The organism is Methanobrevibacter sp., from assembly GCF_045646045.1.
In the GTDB taxonomy this organism is placed as follows: domain Archaea; phylum Methanobacteriota; class Methanobacteria; order Methanobacteriales; family Methanobacteriaceae; genus Methanocatella.
Genome location: NZ_JAZRJY010000008.1, coordinates 1 through 15922, shown reverse-complemented (window position 1 = coordinate 15922; position 15922 = coordinate 1). Strand labels below are relative to the sequence as shown.

The 15922-nt window shown below is 35.6% G+C and carries 20 protein-coding genes; 11 read left to right on the top strand and 9 right to left on the bottom strand.

The annotated features are described in order from the left end of the window. Positions 1-28 precede the first annotated feature (28 nt). The 5 genes from ACKI5C_RS00510 (at position 29) to ACKI5C_RS00490 (ending at position 2933) form a co-directional block, all read left to right on the top strand. Entirely contained in the window at positions 29-373 is a 345-nt protein-coding gene (locus ACKI5C_RS00510; protein ID WP_407430959.1) for a hypothetical protein, read from the top strand. A gap of 10 nt (positions 374-383) precedes the next feature. Next, the gene (locus ACKI5C_RS00505; RefSeq protein WP_407430957.1) at positions 384-644 is read left to right on the top strand and encodes a hypothetical protein; all 261 of its coding nucleotides are present in this window, start codon (positions 384-386) and stop codon (positions 642-644) included. 28 nt (positions 645-672) lie between these two features. Next, positions 673-1044, top strand: a complete 372-nt coding sequence (locus tag ACKI5C_RS00500) for a hypothetical protein (protein ID WP_407430955.1) — start codon at positions 673-675, stop codon at positions 1042-1044. Between the two features lie 163 nt (positions 1045-1207). Beyond that, entirely contained in the window at positions 1208-1585 is a 378-nt protein-coding gene (locus tag ACKI5C_RS00495; protein WP_407430953.1) for a 30S ribosomal protein S8e, read from the top strand. A gap of 304 nt (positions 1586-1889) precedes the next feature. After that, positions 1890-2933: an acyltransferase gene (locus ACKI5C_RS00490; protein WP_407430951.1), complete on the top strand. Its 1044-nt coding sequence runs from the start codon at positions 1890-1892 to the stop codon at positions 2931-2933. Here ACKI5C_RS00490 and ACKI5C_RS00485 read toward each other — a convergent pair whose 3' ends face one another. Further along, positions 2934-3767 carry an alpha/beta hydrolase gene (locus tag ACKI5C_RS00485; protein ID WP_407430949.1) on the bottom strand — a complete coding sequence of 278 codons (834 nt, stop codon included), beginning with the start codon at positions 3765-3767 and terminating at the stop codon, positions 2934-2936. Between the two features lie 393 nt (positions 3768-4160). On the opposite strand from ACKI5C_RS00485, the gene hypE reads away from it, so the two are divergent. Genes hypE through ACKI5C_RS00470 form a run of 3 tightly spaced genes read left to right on the top strand, consistent with a single transcriptional unit; the run spans position 4161 to position 6247 of the window. Then, entirely contained in the window at positions 4161-5180 is a 1020-nt protein-coding gene (gene hypE, locus ACKI5C_RS00480) for a hydrogenase expression/formation protein HypE (protein WP_296795187.1), read from the top strand. Between the two features lie 11 nt (positions 5181-5191). Beyond that, entirely contained in the window at positions 5192-5596 is a 405-nt protein-coding gene (locus tag ACKI5C_RS00475; protein WP_407430946.1) for an RDD family protein, read from the top strand. Positions 5597-5605: 9 nt separating this feature from the next. Next, positions 5606-6247 (top strand): hypothetical protein, encoded by a 642-nt coding sequence (locus ACKI5C_RS00470; RefSeq protein WP_407430944.1) that lies wholly within the window; start codon positions 5606-5608, stop codon positions 6245-6247. 1 nt (position 6248) lies between these two features. On the opposite strand, the gene ACKI5C_RS00465 is transcribed toward ACKI5C_RS00470, so the two are convergent. Together ACKI5C_RS00465 and ACKI5C_RS00460 are read right to left on the bottom strand one after the other, a co-directional pair. After that, positions 6249-6932, bottom strand: coding sequence for a PD-(D/E)XK nuclease family protein (locus tag ACKI5C_RS00465; protein ID WP_407430942.1), 684 nt, complete (start codon positions 6930-6932; stop codon positions 6249-6251). Between the two features lie 11 nt (positions 6933-6943). Next, positions 6944-7528 carry a hypothetical protein gene (locus tag ACKI5C_RS00460; RefSeq protein ID WP_407430940.1) on the bottom strand — a complete coding sequence of 195 codons (585 nt, stop codon included), beginning with the start codon at positions 7526-7528 and terminating at the stop codon, positions 6944-6946. Between the two features lie 85 nt (positions 7529-7613). Here ACKI5C_RS00460 and ACKI5C_RS00455 point away from each other — a divergent pair, with 85 nt between their 5' ends. After that, complete coding sequence (locus ACKI5C_RS00455; RefSeq protein WP_407430938.1) at positions 7614-8885, top strand: DEAD/DEAH box helicase; 1272 nt, start codon at positions 7614-7616, stop codon at positions 8883-8885. Here the strand turns inward: ACKI5C_RS00455 and ACKI5C_RS00450 are convergent, their stop codons facing one another. The 6 genes from ACKI5C_RS00450 to ACKI5C_RS00425 are packed head-to-tail and all read right to left on the bottom strand — an operon-like array spanning position 8886 to position 14656. Beyond that, positions 8886-9689, bottom strand: coding sequence for a winged helix-turn-helix transcriptional regulator (locus ACKI5C_RS00450; RefSeq protein WP_407430936.1), 804 nt, complete (start codon positions 9687-9689; stop codon positions 8886-8888). Positions 9690-9739: 50 nt separating this feature from the next. Next, a complete protein-coding gene (locus ACKI5C_RS00445) occupies positions 9740-11419 on the bottom strand; it encodes a DHHA1 domain-containing protein (RefSeq protein WP_407430934.1) in 1680 nt (559 codons plus the stop codon). A 5-nt stretch (positions 11420-11424) separates the two neighbouring features. Next, positions 11425-11691, bottom strand: a complete 267-nt coding sequence (locus ACKI5C_RS00440; RefSeq protein ID WP_407430932.1) for a signal recognition particle subunit SRP19/SEC65 family protein — start codon at positions 11689-11691, stop codon at positions 11425-11427. Next, a complete protein-coding gene (glf, locus tag ACKI5C_RS00435; protein WP_407430930.1) occupies positions 11691-12785 on the bottom strand; it encodes a UDP-galactopyranose mutase in 1095 nt (364 codons plus the stop codon). Before glf ends, ACKI5C_RS00440 begins: the two co-directional genes overlap by 1 nt. A gap of 4 nt (positions 12786-12789) precedes the next feature. Continuing rightward, on the bottom strand, positions 12790-13893 hold the full coding sequence (locus ACKI5C_RS00430) for a glycosyltransferase (RefSeq protein ID WP_407430928.1): 1104 nt from the start codon (positions 13891-13893) through the stop codon (positions 12790-12792). After that, positions 13883-14656 (bottom strand): uroporphyrinogen-III synthase, encoded by a 774-nt coding sequence (locus tag ACKI5C_RS00425; RefSeq protein WP_407430926.1) that lies wholly within the window; start codon positions 14654-14656, stop codon positions 13883-13885. Before ACKI5C_RS00425 ends, ACKI5C_RS00430 begins: the two co-directional genes overlap by 11 nt. Before the next feature lie 131 nt (positions 14657-14787). Here ACKI5C_RS00425 and ACKI5C_RS00420 point away from each other — a divergent pair, with 131 nt between their 5' ends. Both ACKI5C_RS00420 and ACKI5C_RS00415 read left to right on the top strand, forming a co-directional pair. After that, positions 14788-15255 (top strand): flavodoxin, encoded by a 468-nt coding sequence (locus ACKI5C_RS00420; protein WP_407430924.1) that lies wholly within the window; start codon positions 14788-14790, stop codon positions 15253-15255. Between the two features lies 1 nt (position 15256). Further along, positions 15257-15772 carry a flavodoxin family protein gene (locus ACKI5C_RS00415; protein WP_407430922.1) on the top strand — a complete coding sequence of 172 codons (516 nt, stop codon included), beginning with the start codon at positions 15257-15259 and terminating at the stop codon, positions 15770-15772. Positions 15773-15922 lie beyond the last annotated feature (150 nt).

Genomic DNA, 15922 nt, shown 5'->3' with positions numbered 1-15922 from the left:
ATATAATATTGGTTAGAGGTTTGATATTATGGAAACTAAACAAATGATTTCAAGTTATGATGAGATAAACGATACCTTTGTTGCAAAGATATCTGACAAAAATGGATACTATGCAAATTATGACATAGCTGATGGAATATTTTTAAACATCGATAAAAACCGATTTCCGGTTTCTGTTCATATTAACAATGCATCCAATGTTTTAAACGTTGAAAAAGGAATTTTGAAAAATCCTGATGTGTCAATACTGATTGAATGCAGAGAGGATAAAATCTGTTTCAGGCTTTCTATAGCCGATAGGGAGATCTTTTCCAATAAGTCTTTTAACATATTTGAAATGCCTGAAGTCAGCTATGAAATCAAAGCTAATTAAAGGTGATAAAATGTGTTACTTAAACGAGCTGGATGAGGAGCTAAAGGAAGAGTTTGCATATGAGTATGAGGATGAAGAGGTGGATGTTGATGAAATAATAGCCAATCTAAAGAACAATATTTCAGACTATATCTTTGAAAATCCTGAAGACATGCTTCCCAATGAACCTGTTGAGGATATGGACTATGATTTCAATGATGTTCAGATTCCTGATGAGGTACTGGAAAAACTGGAGCCTAAAGACAAACTTTTCGATTTTGTGGATAAATAATATAAGTTATTATCCACATACTATTTTTATGGAAGAGGAATACTATATAGAAGACAATGATTTAATCGTTTTGCTTAAGGATGTTTTGGGCGATAAAATCACTGATGAGGATATTGACAGGATTTTGGCTGCAAGCGGTGATGACAATATCAGTGAAGATGATTTTGACTTTCTTGTTGATGAAATACTTGCTAAATCTAAAACTGAAGAAATATCCAGAAATATGGAACCGATATTTCCTTCTGAAATCTCTGATGAGCAGGAGTTTGTATATGTGTCTTCATCACAGGACAAGTGTCCCGTTTGTGGAGGTACGCTGATAGATGAGGATTACTGTCCGGTTTGTAATCTAAAATTTTCCTTTGTCTCCAATGATGATGAAAAATCCCTAAAAAAATAAAGTTTATATATAATGAAAAAGTAATATTTTATTATCATTATTCATTAAGACTCTTTTTTGCTCTCATAATGTAAATTGTTATTTTTCTTGTCCTGCAGTTTACAGAAAAGAGACTTATTGACAGCGATTATTGTATTATTTATTATATTTATTAGGTGAAATAATGGCAATTTCTCAAGGAAAATCAACTAGAAGTCCATCCGGTGCAAGAAATGTTGCAAACCGTGGAAAAAGAAAATCAGAATTAGGAAGAGATCCTGCTGAAACTAGAGTAGACGAAAAAAGATTAAGAAAAATCCGTACTCGTGGCGGAAACGAAAAACTCAGATTAGCTACTGCTAATAAAATCAATTTAACTGATGTTAAATCCGGTAAAACTCAAGTTACCGATATTTTAGGAGTAATCGAAAACGACGCAAACCCTAACTACGTAAGAAGGAATATTATTACTAAAGGTGCAGTTGTAGAAACTCCTGAAGGTAATGCAAAAGTAACATCTAGACCTGGTCAAGATGGTGTTGTTAACGGAATTTTAATCTAAAGATATTAATTTATCTTTACTCTTTTTTTACTATTTTTTTTTTACTTTCGCAAAAAATTTTTTCATAAATGCTTGGATTTTAAATCTTTGCGATTTAATTACTTTAATTTTTTTTTAAATTTGAAATAACACATTTAATTATTGAAAAATATAACGAATAAGTATTAAACTCTCAGAAAATAGATTTAAAAAACAATCTTTGCAGATAAATCTTAGAAAATTAAAGATGTGATGAAATTTTCACATTAACTTTAATAATAATTAAATATAAAAATGTTATCATAAATTGGGAGAAATTAACAATATGGCTAAAACTAGAATAGAATGGATTGATCTTGTAAGAGCTATAGCTATTTTAACTGTTTTATATATTCATGCTGCCGATGGAATTTTTATTATTTCATCTGATGCTATCTTAAATTATACTCTAACCTCCAGAATATTTAATTTCGCTTCTCTTTTCATTGGCCGTATTGGAGTTCCATTCTTTTTAATGATTACTGGATATTTGTTGCTTGACAGAAGTTATGATAACGAATATACCAAAAAATTCTGGTCAAAAAACTGTAAAGCCTTAATTATTGTTACTGTCATTTGGATAATCATATATATTCTGTCTCTTCAAGCAGTAACTGTTTCCAGTCCTGCTGTCAATCCGATAGAAGCTGGAACTTTATTTTTCAGCCATATGTGGTATATGCCAATGATTATAGGAATGTATCTTTCAATACCTTTTGTTGCAAGTGCGCTAAAACATTTTGATGATAAAATCATTTTCCAGGCATTGTTAGTATTTTCACTTTTGGCATTTGTAATGCCCTTCATTACAGCATTTTGCGAAATTGAAAACATTAAAAATGTAACCATACAATATTCTCTTGGTTTTAGTGGAGGAGTTTATGGAATTTATATACTTTTAGGATATCTGGTTAAAAGGGGAATGTTCAAAAACATAGCTAAATACAAATTATGGATACTTACAATCGTTTCATTTTTAATATGTGTTCTTTTCCAATACTATGCATTTATAAGAGGACATAATTTCTTCCTGTGGTATGAATTCCCATTCATTTTACTTGGTTCATTTGCATTATTTGAATTGTGTTCCAGAATGAAAAGCGTTAGGTTCTATAGTCAAGTTAAAATATTATCCAAATATTCATTCGCAGTATTCTTAATACATAACCTTTTTAGACTGCCGCTGCTTCCGGTTGTAGTCATGTTACCTTTCAGCGAACCTGTAAAAGCCATAATCTTATGGATACTATTAATAATATTAAGTTTCACCGCTGCAGCAATCATCTATAGAATTCCTAAATTCGGAAAATATATTCTTTACATGAGATGATTACATTAGCTCTTTTTTTATTTCTTTTAATGCATCTCTAGCTTCAGGAATCGGAAACAAAGGATAAATATGAAAAAGAGATTTGCCTACAATCAGCCGTGATTCCACATTGCTTTTCTCAAGATTTTCATGGTATCTTAAAATATCATTATAGAATATCTCATTTTCACCAACGAAAATTAGTGTTTTGGTCAGATTTGCATTATCTCCGAACAATGGACTTACCCTATAATCAGCTGTGCTTAAATCTCCAGCCCATGACTTGCCGATTTGTCTCAGTCCAACATCACCTAAGATAGGATCAGAATCAGAATCATATTCATTAGCCATTGAAATATCAACCCATGGAGAAAACACCACAATATTATTCGGCTGGGCCAGATCAGTAGTGTTTAAATATTGTGCAAATGATAAAACGAATCCTCCACCGGCTGAATCCCCCATCAGTATTATGTTATCCTCAGCATATTCCTTATATAAATCAGTGATGAGATTAAAGCATTCTTCATAGGTATGTTTCGGAGCCAGCGGATAAACAGGTGCCAATACATATGCGTTGAGTTTACGGGCCAATATATAGCAGTACAAATAGTGCTGGTAGTTGATTTCATTGACGTAAGCACCTCCATGCATGAATATGATTGTTTTATCTGAGCTGGATTTATTTCCAAAACTAAATACTTCCATTCCATTAAAATCAAAGCTTTTAAATATGCTTTTAGGTGGCTTATCTTTTTTGGTAGCTAAAAATTCATCAACTGCCTCTTGCGAATCCATGTACGCAGGTTTTGTAGACATTAATATTTTTTCAGCTATTTTTGCTATGAATGACATTTGACATTTCCTTAAATTATTTTTTAACCTTAATCATATTGTTTTGTGCCCAAATATAATCTTGTGCTTATTATGATGAATCAGGTATATTCTTCTGTTTTCCTATTAATATGTATTAACAAACCATTTATAAATATTATATTCAATATCAGATGAAATCCAAATGGCTTGAAATATCACTTATCCATTTGCAACAATAGATTAATCCATGGATAAACCGCACATTAAGGCCTCATATGTCTTTAAATATAAAATAAATAAAAAAACAAAACTCAAAAACACAATATACCACATTTACAAATCAGCACAAATTCAAAAAAATGAGGATTTCTACAAAGCCATGACTAATTTAATATACTTGTTTTAATATATATTTTCCTAAGGCGATAAAATATGTCAGATGATAAAATTAATATGAATCATGGTGCTGGTGGAGAAGTGATGGCTAATTTAATCGCATCCACTATACTAGATAATATTACTAAAAAAAGTGTGAATGGCGGTATCAGTTTAGATGCTTTGGATGATGGTGCATCCATTCCATTGGGGGATTATGAAATTGTCATGACTACAGACGGTCATACAATAGACCCGTTATTCTTCCCCGGTGGAGATATCGGTAGAATTTCAGCCGCCGGAACAATAAATGACGTTTCAGTAATGGGAGCTAAACCTTTAGCTATTTCCAATGCAATCATTATGCAGGAAGGTTTTCCTATAGAAGACCTGGACAGGATAATGAAATCCCTTAATGAAACCTGTGAAGAGGTTGACGTTGCAGTCATTACGGGTGATACAAAAGTTATGCCTCAGGACAAGCTTGACGGTATAGTCATGGTTACAACAGGTATTGGAATAGCTAAAAAAGGTGAAGTAGTCCGTGACAGTGGTCTGGAAGTTGGAGACAAGATTATTGTTACAGGCAGCCTGGGTGACCACGGTATGAGTTTAATGTCTTTTAGGGAAGGTTTCGGATTCGATACTGATTTGAAATCTGATGTGGCTCCAATGTGGAATATCATTAAGAAAGCTCTTGATGTCGGAGGAGTTACGGCAATGAAGGATCCTACCCGTGGAGGTTTTGCCAATGCCATCAATGAAATGGCTTCCAAATCAGGTAACGGTATTGTTCTCGAACAGGATGCAATTCCAATAAGGGAAGAAGTCCATGCCGTCAGTGAAATGCTGGGTATTGACCCATTTGAAGTTGCCAATGAAGGTAAGGTCGTAATGGGTGTAAAACCTGACAAGGCTGAAGAAGTCCTTGAAGCCATCAAAGGTGAAAAATACGGTGAAAATGCAGCCATTATCGGTGAAGTTGTTGAAGGCGAATATGTAATTGTCAACACTCCGATTGGTGGTGAACGTATTTTGGAGGCCCCTATAGCTGATCCAGTGCCAAGAGTCTGCTGAGGTGTTTTAAAATGGCTAGTGTGTTTACAAGAAGAGTAATTGCTTATATTATAGATTTTTTTGTAGTTTCTGCGTTCATGTGGATTGTTTCATATTTACTTTCACTGTTTGTCAATCCATACAGCATGTATACGATTTTTTATTATTTCCAGTTTGTAGTTCCAATATTAATCATGCTTTATTTCACTGTACTGGAAAAAACTAAAGGCTCAACTGTGGGCAAGTCTTTAATGTATTTGCGTGTGCTTTCCAGAAATGGATATAGAATTTCCTGGCTTCAGGCATTCATTAGAAACTTAACAAAAATATTCTGGTTCCCGATTATTTTTGATTGGGCTATAGGTAGGCTTTTAAAAAGAAATGATAGAATATTAGGTTATTTCACTAAAACCGTTGTAGTTAACGAAATAGAATAAAGGATACATATGATAAAAAGAGTTCAAGTTCTTTGGTATTTAAACAAGGACGATTTGGAAAATTACTGTCTTGACTTCAAACCGTATCAGTCACACAAGCTTGACGGATATGAAATCTGTGACGTTGATGAGGATTTGATATATGATTTGTGTGACCGGGATCCTGACAGGCTGGAGCCTGTAGGATATTTTATAAGCAGAAAAGAAGTGGAAAATTATCTCAGAAACTACATTACAAACAACGAGTTCGAACTGGAACTGGACTCACCGGAACTTAACTCTAAAATCGCTGATGCAATAAAAACAATTGATTTTACTGAAGAGGGATACTACATTTCAGTAGGTGACGGGGAAATCGGCGACAGCCAAAACGTAATCACTCACTGGTATGATACCCTTAAAAAAGAATACAACAGTTCTTCAAGGGATAATGTATGGGTACTGATGGTAACAGGATACGATCCGTACGAACTGTCCTTAACCGGAAGAACACTTGCACATATTTTATCTGACATTTTAAATATTAACGAGGCATCACTTGATTCATTAATTCCAAATAAGGGAAGAATAAGTGTTGAAGAATGGAATGAAATTCTGGACAAAATGTATAAGAAAAATAAATTGTATTTAGGATTGAACCGTGCAATTTAGATTATAGTTTGCACTCTTTACAGCAGGCACTGAATCTGCATGGCCTGCACTTGTTTTTGTTTTTTGTAGCTATGAAAGGCTTTTGTCCATCCAGAAGGGCGTGCATACGATTTATTTTATATCTGATTTCTTTTTCAGCATTTTCGTCAAATTCTTCGCTCCAGAAAATGTTTTCTGTTCCTCTTTCTCTTAAAGCTCCTTTGATAGGTCTTTCATCATCGGTCATGTTTTTGAATGCAAGGCAGTATGCCCTTACCTGATTTATGGTTGACGGATATGCTCTTGTGCCCGGTTTATCATCGATTATTACAATTTCATTTGGCATCATCCATATTTCATCAATGAATCCTCTTATTCCGTCCTCAGCTGAAATCACAAAGCATTCCCTTGAAATTGTCGCTTCGCTTTTTGACATTTCAACCACATCATCAAATGTTGCCGGTGTTGCACTTTCGATGAATTTCTCTTCAAGTTCATTGTGGATGTCTGTTCCCTTTCTCATTGACTTGGTTTCTGGTGTTTTTATACCTTTCATGTATTCGAGATATATCTGGTATTCACAATATCCCTGCTGGTTTAACCAGCTAATGGGGAAATTGTTTTTACCTTCAATTATTTGAATACTTTTGATTGTAGGATGATTCTGCTGGGAGTACTTTTGCATTAAAATTAGTTTATTTTTCATGGATAATCTTTCTATTTTTTGGCAGGTCTTTTCAATATGAGTCCTGTCAGTTTTGTAATCTCTTCGAGAGGATAGCTGTCCTTATACATTGTACGTGCAACCCTTTCAAGACCCTGTTTTCTTCCGTCTTCAAGTCCTTTCTGGTATGAACCCTCTCCTGATTCTTCAAGAGCCTTTTCATAGCCTGATTCACGTCCGATTTCAATACCTTCTTCACGGCCTTTTTCAAAACCCTGTTTGAAACCTATTTCAATACCTTCCTGACGGCCCTGGGCCAAACCGATGTCGATTCCACGTTCGTTTATTGTTTCACCGTTTTCACGAGTGTATAAAATTTCATCAACATCTTCAACAACCTGTTCAGCCATTTCCTCAGCCAGTTTGACTTTAACTTGTTCCTCAACCTGGTTCTGAATTATCTTTTTAACCTCGTCGGTCTGCATTCTGCGCTCGACTTCCCTGTTGATATACGCATCATATGAACCTGAGGCAATTCTTGCATCTATTTCTTTAGAAATTTTTTCCTCTAACTTTTGTCTGAGCATCTCTTCAGTGTTTATATCATTTACAATATTTTCCAGTGATGTCCTATCCATAAAAATATCTCCCAATTTTGTAATATACTATTAGATTTTTAAAATATTTAAAATTTAAATAATAATTTTTTCAAATATTTAACTAATGAATTTTGATGATTTAAAAATAAATGATGATATTAAAAGTGCTATTGATAAAATGGGTTTTTCAAAGTTAACTCCTATTCAAACAAAAGCTATTCCAGATGCATTGGCTGGAAGGGATATTATAGGACAGGCTCAGACAGGTTCCGGAAAGACCCTTGCCTTTTCAATTCCCATATTAAATAAAATCTTTACGCCGGACAAATCTCCTCAGGCAATTGTACTTTGTCCTACAAGGGAACTGTGCATTCAGGTTGCAGACGAGATAAAAAAACTCTCTCGCGATATGGACAAGGTAAAGATTCTTCCTGTCTATGGCGGCCAGGCCATCGGAAGGCAGATTCGTGTGCTGAACAAGGGAGTTCATATTGTTGTGGGAACTCCTGGCCGTGTAATAGATCACATTGAAAGGGGAACTCTTGATTTGATTGGCATAGAAACTGTTGTTTTGGATGAGGCAGATGAAATGCTTGACATGGGATTTAGAGATGATATTGAACTTATTTTAAGACACACTCCAAAGCAAAGACAGACCCTGCTCTTTTCAGCAACAATGCCTGATGAAATCAAGAAAATTACCAAACTCTATCAGAACAATCCAAAGTTCATCAAGATTTCCGATTCAAGAAAAACCATTCCCAAAATCAGGCAGTATTATTTCAAAAGCGATGACCGGGATAAAATCGATGATTTGTGCAGGCTGATTGAATATCATGACTTTAATCTCTGGCTGATATTCTGCAATACCAGAAGACGTGTTGATTTTGTCTACCGCAATCTTAAAAGAAGAGGATATAAGGTTGACAGCATTCACGGTGACATGACCCAGAAGGTCAGGGACAAGGTAATGAACAAGTTTAGAAACGGAAATATTTCCATTCTTGTTGCAAGCGACATTGCAGCCAGAGGAATTGACGTCAGCGAAATTGATGTTGTCGTAAATTATGACATTCCTCAAAATCCTGAAGACTATATTCACAGAATCGGCCGCACTGCCCGTGCTGGAGATTCAGGCTACGCATTTAACATTGTAGCTCCTTATGAATCCCATGACCTTGTTAAGATAAGAAAGAAATATAACATAAACATAAAAAACGAAAAGATTCCAAGTCATGAGGAAATTGAGAGAATTAAAAATAAAAAAGTAATGGATGATGTTCGTGTCCTTATAGAAAATAATGACCTGGACGATTATGTCCGTGTGATAACATCATCTAAAATGGATGCTGCAGAAATTGCAGCCGCATTGTTAAAAATGATAAGGGAAGAATAATTATTTTCTTCCATCTATAATATTGTATTTGATTTTTTCAGCTTCGAGTTCGCGTACAAATGATTTGGTCATGTCTCCAACGCATAACGCCAGGACATTCAATCCTTTACGTGCAGCATTTGCAGTTGCCTGTGGGGCTGCAAATTCAATGTCAATATCCAAAGCAAGTTTTGATGCAACTACTCTTGCAATAGTACCTGCAACAGCTACCTTGTCTATTTTGACACCGCTTTTTGTACCGTTTTCATAAACGTCTTTAATAAGTTCCAAATTGGTAGTGTTTGATCCGCCTTCCTTGATTGTCGGCAGGTTAATTACGGTAGCTTCTCCGACAGTCATGTCAATAAGACCTGTTAAATTGGTCAAAGCAACATCTGATCCTGCTTCAGCAGCTTCCAGAACAATACCGTTAGCGTTTTCATCCTGTTTGTGGGCATATAAAACACCGTCTTCCATATAAAGACCAACGATTTTCCCTTTTTCCAAATCTTCAGCAGCAATAGCTGGCCAAATTGTTTTGAAATGATTCATTGTTTCCAATACGGAATCTGAATATTTTCTTAAGCTAATTGCATCTCTTTTTACTTTATCGATACCTTTTTGTGTTATTTTATAAGGTGATCTTCCGTCTTTTGAGGTGATGTAGCCTAACTCTATTAAAGTTTTGATGTTTTCGGAAACAGCCTGGATAGTAATGCCCAATTTCTGAGCCAAATCTTTTTGTTTTAGGTGCGGGTCTTGTTTAGAGATTTCACTGAGGATTTGGAAGTGTGTTAGCGCACCTCTTTTCTTAAAAGCTTTCATAATTTCATTCCCCTATAATTTTTTAAATTCTTTTTGATAAATTTATAAAATTATATTGATATTTTTTGATTTAATGATATATTAAACTTTTGTATAAATTCATCCTTTTTGTCAAGAGGAATATATGCACCACATGCCATTGCATGTCCACCTCCGGTACCTCCAATTTCACGGGATACCTCGCGAATCATATTTCCGAAATGGATTCCTTCCCCATCATCATCGGCATATGTCAGGAAACGTGAACATCTAAGTGATACCTTTAAATCATCACTGTCTTCAACCTCTGTAAAGCCGATAATAGGTTTTTTCCAGTTGCAGTAGCCTAAAATCATCCCTGTAACCGTTCCGACAATTTCCGGCTTGATGCCTGTTCCGTCAAAATACTGCATATTTTCAAGCTCGATGATTTTGTTTTCTTCGGTAACTTTTGTTATTGCCTTGGAAAGGTTCATTCTGTGCATTTTGCTTATGTCCATAAGTTCTGCAAGAGCCCAGTCACGGTTGCCTTTGAGAACTTCCATAGCTATTTTTTCCTGATGATTTCTGCCGCATGCGTTCATTGCAGTTGAAAATTCAGAACCGTCTCTTAAAAATCCGTCATCCTCTAAAAGGAAAGTATATGAATCTCCAATTAAAACCTTGTTAATGTGCTTGTGGTATTTTTTAGGAATTTCCTTTTTAATCATTTTATATAATGCATTGTACAGCTTGCCCTTTTCTTCGTTGGTCAAATCAGACAGTGTTTTCCGCTGAATCTTTTCTTCCTTGATTTCTTTGAGAAGTTCGTATTCCTCTTTGTTGAGATATGACGGCAGCAGTTTTGAAATGTCGATGGATGCATTATCTCTTTCATCAGGGCTAAGGGAATAGTATTCCTTTGTCATGTTGTCTTCAATGCTTTTAAGCTCTTCTCTTAAGAGGCGCCTGTCATGTCTGTCGAATGTAAAGCTTTTTCCCGCTTCGCATATGATTCCTATTTTTTCAAGAACTTCCTGCTCTTCGGGGAGTACCTCTTTCAATGTTGAATCGATTCCAAGATTGTCAAGAAGGAGTTTTGCGTTGTTTGGATTGTTTGTTATAGGAAGCTTGACGTCACTGAAATATGAAAGCGCAATAAAAAGCTGTCTGGATTCACGTCCGTAAATATTCAGGTCACTTCTTATCAAATCAAGATATCCTTCCTCAAGGGAGTCTGACTGGATAAGGTCGTTTAATCCTTCAAAATGTCCTGTGTGGGTATTCTGCATATCTCCTATTGCTGAAAGTACTCCAATCCAGCTCAGGTCAGTGTATCCGAATTCCTTTGCAAGAAAATAGCACAGTCCTCCGCCGCAGACAAAGTATGATCCGTCAATGCTGTGGTGGATGGGATTGATTTCAAGATAGGTATAGTCCTTGCCCTTTCCGTAGTCAAGGTCTCTTAATGGGGGGTGGTGGTCAAGGATTAGAATGTTATTCTTGCCGGTGGCTTTGGTGTCAATTAACTGTCCTGAACCCAAATCTGAAAAGATGGTAAGTTCATGTTTTAAATCGATATTGTCCAGAACGTCCAGATTGACAAAGCTGATTTCATGAGGTTTTCCAAGCCTGTCAAGGATTGTTGAAAGGATTGCTCCTGAACAAATTCCGTCACAGTCAATGTGAGTATAAATCTTGATGTCGGATGACTTTTCAATCAGCTCTTTTGCCTGTTTATATAGTTCAGACATTAAAGGAGGAATTTCCATCTGATTTACCTCCTTTCTTTGATTTTTAAACTAACCTCTCTTATGAGTTCTAACTTGCTTTTGTCATATTCGACCAAAACGCGGCCGGATTTTTCATACCATTTTCCTGGATATGCTCTGTTTTTGTCAACTGTATATGTTAAGCCAAGTCTTTTTAGGGCTTTTTCAATTTCTGACAGTGTAGGGTCTGAAACCGCATCTTCTTTTGATATTTTTCTTCCTTGTGACAGGGATAAATTTTTGTTTAAGTATTGTGGCCAGATAGTAATCATTATTTAATCTCCTTTTCAAATATTTCAAGTGCATCTTTAACAACTAAATCCATATTATAATATTTATATTTGGCTAAACGTCCTGCAAAGATAACGTCTTCCTCTTTTTCCATTTCAGCTTCATACAATTTAAATTTGTCAAGATATTCCTGTGTCGGGTAAGGATAACATTTCTCGCCGTTGAAACCAGGATATTCTCTCATGATTGCAGTTTTATCCTTGATGTCCTGTCCGGTAAGTTTCTTGAATTCGGTAATTCTTGTAAAGTAAGGGTCGTTCGGATAGTTGACAACCGCCACTTCCTGATAGGAATCCTCATCCAGAATTTCATAAACAAAATTCAGACATCTGTAAAGCAATTCTCCGTATTTATAATCGTAAAAGTAATCAATAGGACCTGTATAAATTAATTTTTTTGAATATTTGATTCTGTTAATGTATTTTTTGTAGTCTGATTTGAGCCCGACATGTATGTTGTCGGATTCAATCATCCTTTCACACATTTTCGTAAAGCCATCTTTAGGCATTCCCTGATATGCATCTTCAAAGTACCTGTCGTCATGATTAAACCTGAATGGGATTCTTGAAATGACTGCAGGGCTCAGGTTTGCAGCTGATGTTCCCCACTGCTTTTCTGTATAGTTTTTGAATAGTTTATTGTAAATGTCACGTCCCGCATTTGCAAGAACAACATCTTCTGAGGATTTTATTTCTTTAATGTCTTCTTTGTTTTCATCAATCCATTTGCGCATTGATTCCTCGTCCAAATCCAAATCGTATAGCTTGTTTAACGTATCTATACATATGGGCATAGGCACCAGCTTGCCGTCAACATAGCTTAAAACCCTGTGTTCATAGTCGATCCATTCGGTAAACTTTGATAGGTAATCATAAACCTTTTTTTCTTTTGTGTGGAATATATGAGGTCCGTATTTTTGAATTAAAAGGCCGTCATCATAGAAGTCATATACATTTCCTCCGATGTGGTCTCTCTTTTCAATAATAAGTACCTTTTCATCCAGTTCGTTAGCTATTCTTTCCGCTATTGTAAGGCCGGATAAGCCGGCTCCAACTATTACATAATCATATTCCATTATATCACGCTTTTGAAGTATAGATTGAAGATTCTATTGCAGTTGTCATTGAAGACATCAGCATTTTGGTTTTCATATCAGTCTGATGTATTTTTTTAAGTTTATTTACCTTTTTTAAAAGAAGCCTGTTTTCCGCTTTGGTAAACGGTGAAGTTCTCCATGTGTTCATCCAGTGCAGGAGGTGGGGATTTACTGAAATGTTCTGGATATTTTTTGAAAATTCTTTTGTTTTTCTGCTGCAGTAGATGTAGGACTCCATCAGTTCATCAAGCAGTCTGACATTGACATTATTGGTAATTGACTTGTCGTCAGGCAGGTCTCTTATGTAGTAATCGTAGCACATGTAATTGTTCAGATAGACGATTCCTTTGGAATTTAGGAAGGCTTCCAGGGTAAATGCCAAATCATCTCCGGATATGAACGGCTGGAAACGGATGTTGTTGTCCATAATCAAATCTCTTCTGAAAATTTTACTCCATACGGAAGGTGCCATCTTCAAAAGGTCAGGCTCTTCTTCAATATTGTCTATGATTATTGTGTCAATAGGTCCATTTCTGCTGTATGTTCCTTTCACCTCTTTTCCATAAACCATTCTTTCAAGGAATGTGTCCCATACGAAATCGGAAACGTTTAAAAAGTTGGCGGTTTCAAAGGTTTCGTCGGGATATGCATGTTCCAAATCATCCTCATATGGTGAATAGCACTTTTGGACATATCCTCCATATTCAAATATTCTCCTGAACCTTGCAAAAGCCATCTGGGCATTGTTTTCGGTAACTGCATTGTATAGGGTTTCACAGCAGTCAGGCACGTATCTGTCGTCAGGGTCAAGAAACATTATGTAGTCACCTGTACAGGCATCAATTCCTGTGTTACGTGGCGTATATGCTGCTCCTGAGTTTTTTTCATGATGAATTGCGATACAGCAGTCATATTTTTGAGCATATTCATCTATGATTTTGTCTGATCCGTCAGTTGAGCAGTCATTGACCATGATAATTTCCAAATTTTCATTTCCTATTGTCTGGTTGATTAAAGAGTCGATTCCTCCCCTAAGGTGGTCGCCAACATTGAATATTGGTAGGATAATACTTATTTTATCTTCCATTAGAATCTCTCCATGTGCTGAATAATAATTCCATCATGTCTGGAACTGTGTAAGTGTCAGGGTAAATATATTCAACTCCGTATTCGTCAAGGACCTTGCCTGTAATGGGGCCGATTGCAACTGTTAATAACTTATCTGATAACATTTCAGCCAGTTTTTCATTGTTTTCAGAAATTTTAAAGAAATTGTGTACTGTCAGAGGACTTGTAAATGTAATTGCATCAATTTCTGAGTTTTCAATCTTTGAAATCAATTCCTTTACGCTTTCATCATCCATCGGAAAGAGTGACTGGTATGCTTCAGCTATTATAACATTATTGTCAAGCTTTTCCAGTCCTTTAGGCAGTGTATCTCTTGCAGAAGCTGTTCTTGGTATGCCTATGGTCTGATTTCTTATTTCTCTTTCTGTAAACTCTTCAACAAGTCCTTCAGCCGTAAAATCATCAGGCATCAAATCCGGTGTAACGCCCTGCTTTTCAAGAAGTGAGCCGGTTTTGTTTCCGATGACTGCAACTTTGCAGTTAAGCTCATCAAAAAAGTCCGGATAAAAGATGTTGAAAGAATCTATTGTTGTTGGGGATGTGAAGACAATCCAATCAAGAGTATCTTTGTTTTTTACCAAATCCTTTAATGAATCGGTATTTATAGGTTTTAAATCCAGTGTCGGTGCAAGCACTGTGCTTCCACCTAATTTCTCTACAATTTCACAAGCTTTTTTGGCTCTATCGGCAGGTCTTGTAATTGCAACAACGGGTTTTTTCATTATATTTACCTTCAATAACTTATAATGTTATATATTTTGAATTTGTTTGCTTATATTATTTGTGTAGTATTAATTGTTGCGGAAGTAAACAATTATATATAATTAAAATCAATAAGTATATAGGTGAAAAAATGTCAAAAGTTTTAATTGCATACTTTTCTGCAAGTGGAGTAACGAAAAATCTTGCAGAGAAAATAGCCAGCGAAAATGATTATGATATCTTTGAAATTGTTCCGCAGGAAATATATACTCCGGCGGATTTGGACTGGACAGACAAAAACTCCAGATCAACCAAAGAGATGAATGACAAATCTTTCAGGCCGCCAATAGTTGAAAGCACTGATGTAAGTGGATATGACACTGTTGTAATAGGTTTTCCTGTATGGTGGTATACAGCACCTACAATTATCAACACATTCATTGAAAGTGTTGATTTAAGCGGAAAAACGATTAAGGCATTCTGTACTTCAGGAGGTTCAGGCATTGACAAGTGCGTAGATGACCTTGCAGACACATATCCCGATTTGAACTTTGCAAAAGGCTTAAGACTGACCGGCGCTGAGAGTAGTGAAAAAATTAAAGAGTGGATTAGTGAATAAAATGGCAAAAAAAGTTGTTGTAATAAGTTCTTCACCAAGAAAAGGAGGAAACTCCGATACTTTATGTGATGAATTTGTAAAGGGAGCTATCGACGGTGGAAATGAGGCAGTAAAATACTTTTTGGAAGATATTGAATTCGGTTCATGCAAAGCCTGTATGGCCTGTAAAACACCTGAAAGGGAATGCTTCCAGGAAGATGAGATATCCATAATCCTTGATGATATGATGGATGCTGACGTTATTGTATATGCAACACCTATTTACTACTTTTCAATGACCGGAACATTGAAAAGCTTCTTTGACAGATGCTATCCGATTTTCAATCACCTTGAAAACAAGGATTACTACATCATCACAGCTGTCGGATCATCAAACGGAAACGCTTTAACAGGTATTCGTGATTTTATAGGATTTTCTCAAAATCCAGCTGAAAAAGCTGTCTTTACTGTTGTGGGGGATGTAACCCAGCAGGATGACATCCGCAGTGAAGTTTATGAGGCAGGTAAAAACTGCTGATTTTTCTTATTTTTTTGAGTCTGTAAAATTTTATAGGCTTTTTAAAATTTAATTTTTTTACACTTGAAGTTTTACTTCGATGAAATTCATTCCAATTTTTCTTTAATTTTAATATAAATTGATAAAAAATAGTAAATTACTTAAATAAGT

Excerpts from the sequence above, each read along its gene's own strand:
- ACKI5C_RS00510 (WP_407430959.1), top strand. The coding sequence starts at position 29 with ATGGAAACTAAACAAATGATTTCAAGTTATGATGAGATAAACGATACC.
- ACKI5C_RS00505 (WP_407430957.1), top strand. The coding sequence starts at position 384 with ATGTGTTACTTAAACGAGCTGGATGAGGAGCTAAAGGAAGAGTTTGCA.
- ACKI5C_RS00500 (WP_407430955.1), top strand. The coding sequence starts at position 673 with ATGGAAGAGGAATACTATATAGAAGACAATGATTTAATCGTTTTGCTT.
- ACKI5C_RS00495 (WP_407430953.1), top strand. The coding sequence starts at position 1,208 with ATGGCAATTTCTCAAGGAAAATCAACTAGAAGTCCATCCGGTGCAAGA.
- ACKI5C_RS00490 (WP_407430951.1), top strand. The coding sequence starts at position 1,890 with ATGGCTAAAACTAGAATAGAATGGATTGATCTTGTAAGAGCTATAGCT.
- ACKI5C_RS00485 (WP_407430949.1), bottom strand. The coding sequence starts at position 3,767 with ATGTCATTCATAGCAAAAATAGCTGAAAAAATATTAATGTCTACAAAA.
- hypE (WP_296795187.1), top strand. The coding sequence starts at position 4,161 with ATGTCAGATGATAAAATTAATATGAATCATGGTGCTGGTGGAGAAGTG.
- ACKI5C_RS00475 (WP_407430946.1), top strand. The coding sequence starts at position 5,192 with ATGGCTAGTGTGTTTACAAGAAGAGTAATTGCTTATATTATAGATTTT.
- ACKI5C_RS00470 (WP_407430944.1), top strand. The coding sequence starts at position 5,606 with ATGATAAAAAGAGTTCAAGTTCTTTGGTATTTAAACAAGGACGATTTG.
- ACKI5C_RS00465 (WP_407430942.1), bottom strand. The coding sequence starts at position 6,932 with ATGAAAAATAAACTAATTTTAATGCAAAAGTACTCCCAGCAGAATCAT.
- ACKI5C_RS00460 (WP_407430940.1), bottom strand. The coding sequence starts at position 7,528 with ATGGATAGGACATCACTGGAAAATATTGTAAATGATATAAACACTGAA.
- ACKI5C_RS00455 (WP_407430938.1), top strand. The coding sequence starts at position 7,614 with ATGAATTTTGATGATTTAAAAATAAATGATGATATTAAAAGTGCTATT.
- ACKI5C_RS00450 (WP_407430936.1), bottom strand. The coding sequence starts at position 9,689 with ATGAAAGCTTTTAAGAAAAGAGGTGCGCTAACACACTTCCAAATCCTC.
- ACKI5C_RS00445 (WP_407430934.1), bottom strand. The coding sequence starts at position 11,419 with ATGGAAATTCCTCCTTTAATGTCTGAACTATATAAACAGGCAAAAGAG.
- ACKI5C_RS00440 (WP_407430932.1), bottom strand. The coding sequence starts at position 11,691 with ATGATTACTATCTGGCCACAATACTTAAACAAAAATTTATCCCTGTCA.
- glf (WP_407430930.1), bottom strand. The coding sequence starts at position 12,785 with ATGGAATATGATTATGTAATAGTTGGAGCCGGCTTATCCGGCCTTACA.
- ACKI5C_RS00430 (WP_407430928.1), bottom strand. The coding sequence starts at position 13,893 with ATGGAAGATAAAATAAGTATTATCCTACCAATATTCAATGTTGGCGAC.
- ACKI5C_RS00425 (WP_407430926.1), bottom strand. The coding sequence starts at position 14,656 with ATGAAAAAACCCGTTGTTGCAATTACAAGACCTGCCGATAGAGCCAAA.
- ACKI5C_RS00420 (WP_407430924.1), top strand. The coding sequence starts at position 14,788 with ATGTCAAAAGTTTTAATTGCATACTTTTCTGCAAGTGGAGTAACGAAA.
- ACKI5C_RS00415 (WP_407430922.1), top strand. The coding sequence starts at position 15,257 with ATGGCAAAAAAAGTTGTTGTAATAAGTTCTTCACCAAGAAAAGGAGGA.